3 protein-coding genes and 1 pseudogene are annotated in these 3,167 nt (G+C 76.0%); 1 reads left to right on the top strand and 3 read right to left on the bottom strand.

Annotated elements, in window-relative coordinates; translation table 11 throughout:
* The 3 genes and pseudogenes from ABZ641_RS30655 to ABZ641_RS30645 all read right to left on the bottom strand — a co-directional run.
* A pseudogene (locus tag ABZ641_RS30655) lies at positions 1 to 230 on the bottom strand (EamA/RhaT family transporter); the annotation flags it as partial.
* A gap of 196 nt (positions 231 to 426) precedes the next feature.
* Positions 427 to 1,164, bottom strand: coding sequence for a hypothetical protein (locus ABZ641_RS30650; RefSeq protein WP_359987021.1), 738 nt, complete (start codon positions 1,162 to 1,164; stop codon positions 427 to 429).
* The gene (locus ABZ641_RS30645) at positions 1,161 to 2,069 is read right to left on the bottom strand and encodes an ABC transporter ATP-binding protein (protein WP_359987019.1); all 909 of its coding nucleotides are present in this window, start codon (positions 2,067 to 2,069) and stop codon (positions 1,161 to 1,163) included. Before ABZ641_RS30645 ends, ABZ641_RS30650 begins: the two co-directional genes overlap by 4 nt.
* A 130-nt stretch (positions 2,070 to 2,199) precedes the next feature.
* Between ABZ641_RS30645 and ABZ641_RS30640 the strand changes: the two genes are divergently transcribed.
* Positions 2,200 to 3,167: histidine kinase (locus ABZ641_RS30640; protein WP_359987016.1), on the top strand; the 968-nt coding region annotated here is incomplete at its 3' end.

Raw genomic sequence — 3,167 nt, 5'->3', positions numbered from 1 at the left:
ACCGCGCCCGCCGGCCGCCGCCGGTCACCGCGCCGGCGCCCGGTGCAGGCCCGGACGGCCAGCAGCAGGACGACGCCGCCGACGGACCGCCAGAAGGTGAGGGCGAGCGGGCCGAGCCCGCTGCCCTGGTACAGCAGCGCGGCGGCCGCGCCCGCGGTGCCCCAGGCCGTCGCGGAGAAGGTGATGTAGAGCAGGCCCCGGCCGACGGGCAGGGCGGAGGGGGTGGACATGGGTGTTCTCCCACAGAAGAGGTCGGTCGCGTGGTCCCGTCCGCGGGCAGCGCCGACCGCCCCAGGGCCTCACCCCGGAGTCACGGTCTTCCGTGGCCTCGCCGCCCGCTCAGGCGGCGGGAGGTGGCAGAACAGCCAGATGCATGGCAGCCACCCTATCCGCCGGCCCGCCCGTCCCCGCCGTGGGCCCGCCGGGTCAGGCGTCGTGCCGTCGCAGCGAGACCAGCCCGCCCCACGCGGCGGCCGCCGCCCAGAGCGCCATCACCAGCAGGCCCGTCCAGTGGCCGTAGGGGACGGCCGGGTCGGCGCGGTAGTTCATCGCGTACAGGCCGGCCCGGTCCGGCAGGAAGTACGCCGCCTCGCGGACCCCGGGCACCGCGGTGAGGAAGGTCGTGCCGAGGAAGACCGCGGGCGTCAGCAGTCCCATCGCCGCGGTGAGGTTGCGCAGCATCGCAGTGGCGCCGAGGCAGATCACCAGCAGCAGCGGGTGGTACAGCACACCGGCGACGATGCTGCGCACCGCCCCGGGCTGCCCGAGGTCCAGGCCCACGGTCGCGGAGGTCGCCAGGTGCGCGCCGGCCACCGAGAGCAGGCCGACGACCAGGCCGACCCCGGTGCCCAGCAGCAGCTTCCCGGCGTAGAACCGGCCGCGCCGCGGCACCGCCGCGAGTGAGGCCCGCACCGTGCCGGAGGCGTACTCCTGGCCGATCAGCAGGATGCCGCTGCAGACCACCGCGACGTGGCCGAAGAGCAGGCCGTAGTAGATGCCGCCGGCGGGGTCGTCCTCCAGCGAGGTGTCGACGCGGCCGTACGCGGCCTGCACGGCGGCGGTGATGCCGGTGGTGAGCAGCACCGCGAGCAGCGGGGTGATCCACTGGGAGCGCAGCGTGGTGAACTTGACCCACTCCGCGCGCAGGGCGAACGCCGCGCTCATGCCGCCACCGCCCGGTACTCCACCGCGTCCGCGGTCATCCGCATGAAAGCCTCCTCCAACGAGTCCTGCAGCAACGACAGTTCGTACAGGGCGACACCGTGCCGGGCGGCCAGCGCGCCGATCTCCTCCGGGGCGGCGCCGGAGACCTCCCAGGCACCGCCCTCCACCGGTTCGGCCGCCGTGCCCGAGGTGCGCAGCAGGTCGGCCAGCTTCAGCGGGTCGACGGCGCGCACCCGGACCCTCGTCCGCCCGTGCTGCGCCAGGAAGGCCTCGGTGGACAGGTCGGCCAGCAGCCGGCCCCGGCCGACCACCACCAGGTGGTCCGCGGTGAGCGCCATCTCGGCCATCAGGTGGGAGGAGACCAGCACCGCCCGGCCCTCACCGGCGAGGCCGCGCAGCAGGGTGCGGATCCACCGGATGCCCTCCGGGTCGAGGCCGTTCACCGGCTCGTCCAGCAGCAGCACCGGCGGGTCGCCGAGCAGGGCGGCCGCGACCCCGAGCCGCTGCCGCATGCCGAGCGAGAAGCCCTTGATCCGCCGGTCGGCGGCCTCGGCCAGCCCGACCTGCTGCAGCACCTCGTCGATCCGGCGCCGCGGCAGGCCGTTGCTCGCCGCGAGCCAGCGCAGATGGCCGCGGGCCGTCCGGCCGCCGTGCACCGCGTGGGCGTCCAGCAGGGCTCCCACCCGGCGCAGCGGCGTCTCCAGCTCGGCGTACGGGCGGCCGTGCACCAGCGCCTCGCCCGCGGTCGGCCGGTCCAGCCCGAGCACCATCCGCAGCGTGGTGGACTTCCCGGCGCCGTTCGGGCCGAGGAAGCCGGTCACCCGGCCCGGCTCCACCCGGAAGTCCAGTCCGTCCACGGCCGTCGTCGCGCCGTACCGCTTGGTCAGGTTCCTGACCTCGATCACCGTCGTACCTCCCCTGGTCGATGCCTCCAGCCAACCGGGCCGGCGGCGCCGGGGGATCCCGCCCGGGAGTGGACCGTCTCCCTCCCGGGAGGGAGGCGGCGCACCGCGCCGAGCTGGGAGGATCGGTGCCGTGCCCCGCTTCCTCGCCCCGCTGCTCCGGGCCGCCACCTACGCGCGCTGGCTGCACCTGCTGATCGGCACGGTCTTCGTCGGCGTCGTCCTGCTCGTGTACCCGGGCATCGAGCCCGGCCAGTCGCTGCTGGAGACGGTGGCCCTCAGCGCCGCCCTGGATGCCGCGCTGCTCGGACTGGCGGCGATGCTCCCGGCCACCCGGCGGGCCGAGGGCGTGCAGGCCCGGCTGCTGCTGGTGCCCGACCGGGAGGAGTCCATCGGTGCCGCACCCTCGGCGAGTTGGACCGACCGCGGCCGGACCGCCGGCTGGCTGGTCACCCGCACGGCACTCGGCTTCGCGGTCGGCCTGGCGACCGTCCGCGCGCTGGACCTGGGCACCCGCCTGCTGGCCGCCCCGCCGTACGGGCCGTTGCTGCTGCCGGTGCTCGTGTTCGCCCTGCTCTGGCTGGTGGTGCTCGCCGGACGGCTCCAACTCGCCCTGGCCGTGCGGCTGCTGGGCCCCTCGGCGGCGGACCGGCTGGCCGCCGCGGAGCTGCGCGCCGAACGCCTGCTGGAACGCAACCGGCTCGCCAGGGAGTTGCACGACTCGATCGGCCACGCCCTCACCGTCACCGTGCTGCAGGCCGGCGCCGCCCGGGAGGTCGCCGACCCGGCCTTCCGGGAGAAGGCCCTGGAGGCGATCGAGACCACCGGCCGGCAGGCCATGGAGGACCTGGAACGGATGCTCGTCCTGCTCCGCGAGACCCCCGACGGTGCCGCCGCCGAACGGCCCGGACTCGACCGGGTGCCCGCGCTGTTCGACGCCGCCCGGGCCGCGGGGAGCCCCGTCGAGGCGGCGGTCGACCCGGCGCTCGCCGCCCGGCTGCCGGGCGTCGTCTCCCGCGAGGCCTACCGGATCGTCCAGGAGGGCGCCGGGACATGGTGGCGGGCAGGTCCGCGTCGTAGGCAGGGAAGAGGATGTGCGCC

Source organism: Kitasatospora sp. NPDC007106 (genome assembly GCF_040634455.1).
GTDB classification, from domain to species: domain Bacteria; phylum Actinomycetota; class Actinomycetes; order Streptomycetales; family Streptomycetaceae; genus Kitasatospora; species Kitasatospora arboriphila.
Note: the sequence above shows the minus strand (reverse complement) of the source record. Positions and strands in the feature narration are given on the sequence as shown.